Source organism: Zarconia navalis LEGE 11467 (assembly GCF_015207075.1).
Taxonomy (GTDB): domain Bacteria; phylum Cyanobacteriota; class Cyanobacteriia; order Cyanobacteriales; family Geitlerinemataceae; genus Zarconia; species Zarconia navalis.
Genome location: NZ_JADEXN010000286.1, coordinates 1 through 6,871 on the forward strand (window position 1 = coordinate 1; position 6,871 = coordinate 6,871).

The 6,871-nt window shown below is 48.9% G+C and carries 4 protein-coding genes; 1 reads left to right on the forward strand and 3 read right to left on the reverse strand.

Features of this window, described 5'->3' with window-relative positions:
• A partial coding sequence (locus IQ235_RS14845; RefSeq protein WP_264322223.1) for a pyridoxal-phosphate-dependent aminotransferase family protein occupies positions 1 to 1,125 on the reverse strand: 1,125 nt, incomplete at its 3' end.
• A gap of 1,595 nt (positions 1,126 to 2,720) precedes the next feature.
• On the opposite strand from IQ235_RS14845, the gene IQ235_RS14850 reads away from it, so the two are divergent.
• Entirely contained in the window at positions 2,721 to 4,412 is a 1,692-nt protein-coding gene (locus IQ235_RS14850; protein WP_264322224.1) for an adenylate/guanylate cyclase domain-containing protein, read from the forward strand.
• Between the two features lie 97 nt (positions 4,413 to 4,509).
• Here IQ235_RS14850 and IQ235_RS14855 read toward each other — a convergent pair whose 3' ends face one another.
• Together IQ235_RS14855 and IQ235_RS14860 are read right to left on the reverse strand one after the other, a co-directional pair.
• The gene (locus IQ235_RS14855) at positions 4,510 to 5,301 is read right to left on the reverse strand and encodes an SDR family NAD(P)-dependent oxidoreductase (protein WP_264322225.1); all 792 of its coding nucleotides are present in this window, start codon (positions 5,299 to 5,301) and stop codon (positions 4,510 to 4,512) included.
• 57 nt (positions 5,302 to 5,358) lie between these two features.
• The coding region (locus tag IQ235_RS14860; protein ID WP_264322226.1) for an efflux RND transporter permease subunit at positions 5,359 to 6,871 on the reverse strand (1,513 nt) is incomplete at its 5' end.

The window sequence follows — 6,871 nt, forward strand, 5'->3', positions numbered from 1 at the left end:
GGCTTCGAGCAACGTAATGACATTCTCGCGGCGACTGTTAAAGCCCATCAGTCCGATGCGCCAGACTTTACCTCCCAGTTCGCCCAAACCTCCCGCAATTTCGATATTGTAGTCGGCGAGTAACTGACCCGCAACGGCTTTGCCATCCACCCCTTCGGGAATGCGAACCGTCGTCAGAGTCGGCAGGCGGTATTCTTTCTCTACGTGGCACTCCAGACCGATTTGCTCTAAGCCTTCCCACAGGAGTTCGGCATTGGCTTGATGTCTCGCCCAGCGGTCTGCCAATCCTTCTTCTGCCAGGATGCGCAACGCTTCGCGCAGGGCGTAGTTCATATTAATCGGGGCAGTATGGTGGTAGGTACGCTCTTGACCCCAATATTTGCTCACCAGGGACATATCCAGATACCAGTTGGTGACGGGGGTACGACGGGCGTGGAGTTTTTCCACCGCGCGGGGACTCATGGTGAAGGGGGCAATTCCCGGCGGACACCCAATCCCTTTTTGGCTGCAACTATAGGCTAAATCGACCCCCCACTCATCTAAAAACAGCGGTAGACCTCCCAGACTGGTGACTGTATCCACCAGCAGCAAACAGCCAAATTCACGACACAATTCCCCCACCCCTTCTAAGGGTTGGCGGGCACCGGTAGAAGTTTCGGCGTGGACGAGGGCCAGCACTGCCGGACGGTGAGTTTCCAGGGCCGCGCGCAATTCATCGAGAGTGAAAACCTGCCCCCAGGGCTTGGTCAGCTTTTGGACGTTAGCCCCGTAACGACCGGCCATATCCACGAGGCGATGCCCGAAATATCCCTTCACCCCGACAACTACCACATCTCCCGGTTCGACGACATTGGCAAGGGTGGCTTCCATGGCGGCACTTCCGGTTCCGCTGACGGGAATCGTGAGGGGGTTTTGGGTTTGCCACGCATAGCGCAATAACGTCTGCACTTCGTTCATCAAGTTGATAAAACGGGGGTCGAGATGGCCGACTTGACGCATTCCCAGGGCTGAGAGAACGCGGGGATGAGAATTCGACGGACCTGGGCCTAGCAAGAGACGAGGCGGCATATCGAGTTGAGAAAGTTGGATGCGATCGCGATCGCTAATTGAATAAGTTGACATCATTGACTTTTCGCTTGTTTGAAGAATTGGAACCGAAGAACTCAAACCTGAGAACTCAAACCTAAAAATCGAAACCCAAGAACTTGGAGCATTAGGGTGAGTGGTACGAAAGCCCAAGCCACCCTAATTGAGAAAAGCTTACAGCGAGGGGGACGAACGACAATGGGGGATAAACTTTGGGAAGGTTCGTCTAGGCCCCAACCCCTCCCTGGATAAAATCCTAAATGGATATTTGAGGAAGCCATATCGTGCTTCAGGATACCATTTTGATGGAAGATCTAAGATCGGGAAGAATGATTCTTTGAATGACTTTTGGATTCGGTATCGACCCGAAAGGCTTAAACGATCGTGGCAAGTAGGAATGTCCAAAAGCAGTATAGCGGTTATCAATCTGTTGAAGTACAGAGTTTCTGGTTTTCGGGAATGGGGCACTTCGACAAGCTCAGTGACCAGGGAATGGGCACTTCGACAGGCTCAGTAACCAGGAATGGGGAATAGGAAATAGAATTTGGGTGTACCTCACAAGACTGAGAATTGCTATATCGAGATTCTAGATGTTTAGATGTTCTAATTGCCAAGGGCACGAATGTCCGAGCGCTGACTTCCGATTTGGGGTCGAGATATCACCCAAGTTCGCCCCATCCTCCGATCTCTCGATATGCTCAATCGATCGGATGGCAAACCTTTTACGCGATCGCGCGATGCTGAGTTTGGCTGATTTCGATCGCCAAGGTGTTCATTTTGGTGGTGATTTGTTTCAAACCAATATACCAACTAAGTTAATAATGTTTTTTACGTCTAAAGAATATCGTTTATTTTTTAATAAGTCTTGAAAAAAAAATTAATAAATACTTTTTTAGATTTAATTTCTTGAGTTAAAAGTGAAAAACAGAAATTAGATATTTTTTATTTAAAAATAGTATTATTTCTGCAGTGTTGTGAGCAGAAAAATAGGTACGATCGCTCCAAGAAATACATTGAATAAAAAACGCTATATACTTAAACTATTAGTACGATCGAGAGAAAGTACTTTCGCACTTTAATCTCGATCGTACCTTGTCTGGGCGATCTACAGTTGATATGCATCGACAAAAAAAATTAAAAAATGAGACAAGAAACTTGACGATCGATTAATTTTAAGGTAAAAACCTGAATATTTCTGCTGAGCGATGGAAAGCTCGCGACCCAGTTGGTATTTTCAGGAAAATCACTTTACAACCCTCAAGTTTGTAAAATTAAAGAGATTTAACAAACTCGCCAAAAACTTAAGCTCGACAGATTCTTTTTATTGTTTGGGGTGTTCGTAACACATGCGACTGCCATGGAATCAAATTGAAATTCCCGATAGGCAGATCGATTTACTGAAGAATAAATTAGTGGGTGCGGGGAAAGATATCCCAATTGCTAGGTTCCTTCAAGGGTGGCGAAAAGACGATCGCCCATGACTCGAAAAAGTTAAATGCGATATTGCAAATTACTAGACCTCTCGAAGCAACATCATTCGAGTGCCATTAAATAAACCAAGTTGGAATTGGAAAAAGCTTTATTGTCGATCGATCGTTCCCGATCGACTCACCCGTAGAAAAAACAAACGGCTGATGCTTACTAAATCTCGCACTCTACAAAGCTGGTTGGTTCAATGGCTCGCTATCGGAAGTTTTGCCGTTCTCTACTATAGTGCGGGGCGACTCGGACAGCTCGCGGCCATTCCACCGGGAAATGTAACACCCATTTATCCACCATCGGGACTCGCACTCTCGGCAGTCTCGCTTTTCGGCTATCGAATTTGGCCGGGAATCTTGCTCGGGGAGTTTGCCAGTAGCACTTGGGCTATTTTCGATCGCACCAGCAACGCATCGGTCGCTATATCCATTACCGTCGGGTTGGGTGTGGGTCTGGGGGCGACATTGCAAGCCCTCCTCGGTCATTTCTTCATCCGACGAGCGGTAGGAAATCGCCCGATATTGAGTTGCGCCTCCAATGTTTTTAAATTCGTTGCGATCGAAATCGTTTGTTGCACCATTTCTCCCCCCGTGGGGGCCTTGAGTTTGTGCCTGGGTCGTTTTGCGAACTGGTCGGAATACGGTGAAATTTGGATAACTTGGTGGCTGGGGGATCTGATCGGGATTTTGGTCGTTACCCCTTTTTTACTCGCCCTCAAAACATCTTGGCAATCGAGGAAATCGATCGCCCGACCTCGAAGATCTTGGCGTCAAAAACAGTGGCATCTCGCCGAGATCGCACTTTGGTTCACCCTGGTGTGGAGTGTTAGCCACGTCACCTTCATCGAGGGATGGACGCTGGAATATTTACTGGTTCCCTTGATGGTTTGGGCGGCATTTCGATTCGGTCAATTCGGTGCGAGTGCGGCAATTGTCATTGTCTCGGTCATTACAATATTGGGTATCGTTCACGGCCACAGTTCCTTTTCTAGCGAGAATCTCAACACCACATTGTTGATGTTACAAGGCTTTATCGGTGCGATCTCCGTCGAAACGATGATACTCTCGGCCACACTCGCCCAGGTGAGGGAGGCAAAACAACAACTGATCGCTGCCAACGAAACCTTAGAGTATAAAGTCAAAGATCGGACGTTCGAACTCGTCCAAGAAATCGAAGAACGCAAACAAGCCCAAGCCTTATTACACGCCGAACAGGAAAAATCAGAACAATTATTGCTTAATATTTTGCCCGAACCGATCGCCACGCGATTGAAACACGATCGCGGTGCCATTGCCGAGCATTTCGATGAGGTAACGATTCTATTTGCCGATCTTGTTGGGTTTACCCCCCTCTCGGCGCGCCTCCAACCCCTAGAACTGGTGAATTTGCTCAATGAGATTTTTTCCACCTTCGATCGACTTGCCGAAAAACATGGCTTAGAGAAAATTAAAACCATTGGCGATGCCTATATGGTGGCTGGCGGGTTGCCCGTTCCCATGCCCGATCGTGCTGCGGCGATCGCCGATATGGCCCTGGCGATGCAAGAAGCCGTCACTCGCTTTCGAGAGGAACGGGGCGAAAACATCCAAATCCGTATCGGTATCAACACGGGAGTCGTTATCGCTGGGGTAATTGGCATTAAGAAATTCATTTACGATCTGTGGGGAGATGCCGTCAACGTCGCGTCTCGGATGGAGTCTTCGGGAGAACCGGGCAGTATTCAAGTGACTCGAGCCACTTACGAACAACTCAAAGATCGATACGAACTCCACGAACGGGGTAAAATCGCGGTCAAAGGTAAAGGCAACATGACCACCTATTGGCTGCGGGGAAAGCGCTCTAGATGACCCCCGTAACAAGGGTGACTTTGTTGGTTAAATTGCTCATCGCTTTCTCCTTAGTTTTCTTTTTATACCATGGAATTAAAGGAGAAATTTTCAGATTTCAAAATGCCGATTTCAAAATGCCCCCTTCAACTCGTAATGCCGCACCATTGGTTGCCGAAGCGAGGGGACTGGCGACGTAAGCGACGAGATTAGCCACTTCTGTAGTTTCGGCAAAACGCTGAAGAATTGAAGTCGGTCGGTTTTGGGCAAAAAACTCTTTTTCCACTTCCTCCACCGTCGTATTTTTTTGTTTTGCCATCTTTTCGATAAAATCTTTGACCCCTTTCGATTTTGTCGGCCCTGGCAAAATCGAATTCACGGTTACTTCCGTATTCGTCGTTAATTCTGCTAAGCCTCTGGAGACGGCAATTTGAGCGGATTTAGTCATTCCGTAATGAATCATCTCTGTCGGAATTTGTACGCCGGACTCGCTGGAAATAAAAATAATTCGTCCCCAGTTCTTTGCCAACATCTTGGGTAGATAAGTACGGGAAAGACGCACGCCACTCATGACGTTAACGGTAAATATTTTTTGCCAGTCTTCATCGGTAATTTCTAAAAAAGGTTTGGCTTCGTAGATACCTAAATTATTCACTAAAATATCGATCTGGGGATATTTTTCGGTGGCTAGATCGACCCCTTCAGTGGAACTGAGATCGGCAGCTAAACCCATCACTTCCCCCGTAGCAGTCGATCGCATTTTGGCAACTGCATCATCGACAGAGGATTGAGAACGTCCGTTGACGATAACGGATGCACCTTCTGCGACTAAAGTTTGGGCGATCGCGAATCCAATTCCGCCTGTAGAACCTGTAACTAAGGCTAATTTATCGGTCAGTTGTAAGTCCATATTTCCGCTCGGTTAAGTGTAGTTTGGAAGTAACATTTATCGATCGCTCATTACTCATTACTTATTACTGACCAAAGTGCGCCGCCAGGGAAACTCGCCTTTGAGTATTTTGAAAAATACCCGTTGGAAATTATCAATGTAGGTAAACAGCACCGGAACCACCACCAGGGTAAGCATCGTAGATGTGGAAAAACCGCCAATCACGGCGATCGCCATTGGAGAGCGAACTTCTCCGGTTGCCCCCAATTCCAGGGCGATGGGCATCATCCCAGCAACGGTGGAAATGGCGGTCATGAAAATTGGGCGCAGGCGAGAAACACCCGCCTCTACCACTGCCCGAAATTGGGGCAATCCGTCCTCTTGGTTTGCTAGGGTACAGTCTACGAGCAAAATCGCGTTTTTGGTCACCAATCCCATCAATAAAACGATACCGATGAGGGCGAACAATCCCATTTCTTTTTGGGTGACGAGCAATGCCAGTAATGCCCCGCCAACGGAAAGAGGTAGGGCGACCAAAATCGCGAACGGATAGAGGAAATTGTTGTACAGCAGCACCAGGATGGCGTAGATGCACAACACCGCTAATCCCAACGCCCCCAAGAATCGAGAGAAAATATCGATCATAATTTTGGCATCTCCCGAAGGCTGTTCGCTGACACCGGGGGGTAGGGGGTTCATGGCGGGGAGGTCGTTGACGGCGGCTACCGCATCGCCGAGGGCCATTCCTTGCAAGTTGGCTTCGACGGATACCTGACGGGCGCGATCGAATCGTTGAACTTCTGCCGGGCCGCTGCCAAGGGTAATGGCGGCGACGGAGGAGAGGGGAACCAACCCGCCGCGATCGGTGGGAATTTGCAAGTTTTTCAGGGTATCGATATCGTTGCGATATTGTTCGGCAAGTTGGATGCGAATCGGGATTTGCCGATCGGGTAGGTCGAATTTTGCGAGGTTGGCTTCGTTGTCCCCGAGGGTGGCCAGTTTTGCCGTCTGGGCGATCGCCCGTACTGAAACTCCCAAATCCGCCGCCCGTTGGAAATTCGGTTCGATGGAAATTTCCGGCTTCACTAAACTGGCACTAGACGAGACTTCCACCAAACCGGGAATTCCGCGCATTTGGCTTTCGAGATCTGTTGCGGCTTGTTGCAAAGCTTCGGGATTTTCGCTGTTAAGGACGATGGAGACATCCTTACTGCTTCCCCCGCCGCCTCCGGCTTCAAAGCTGATGCGCGCCCCCGGAATTTCGGCAAACTGACGGCGCATCTCGGCTTCAAACTCTTTCTGAGTCACTTCCCGTTCTTCTTTGGGTATCAGGTTGACGCTGAGGGTGGCTTCGTTAATTTCGCCGTCGGTTCCGGCGTTGCCAACGTTGGCAAAGACATTTTTAGTGGCCCGATCTTGCAGCAGAATTTGGGTGATGCGATCGGTCGTCTCTTTAGTTCGTTGCAACGTCGAACCGGGGGGCAACTCTACCTGAATCGTACTCAACCCGCGATCGGGACTGCTGAACAGTCCTTTGGGAATGTAGGGAACCAGTTGCAAGCTAGCGATAAAAAAGGCGATCGCAATTAGC

Bases quoted from the DNA above. Each gene is read 5' to 3' on its own strand.
- IQ235_RS14850 (WP_264322224.1), top strand. From the start codon at position 2,721: ATGCTTACTAAATCTCGCACTCTACAAAGCTGGTTGGTTCAATGGCTC.
- IQ235_RS14855 (WP_264322225.1), bottom strand. From the start codon at position 5,301: ATGGACTTACAACTGACCGATAAATTAGCCTTAGTTACAGGTTCTACA.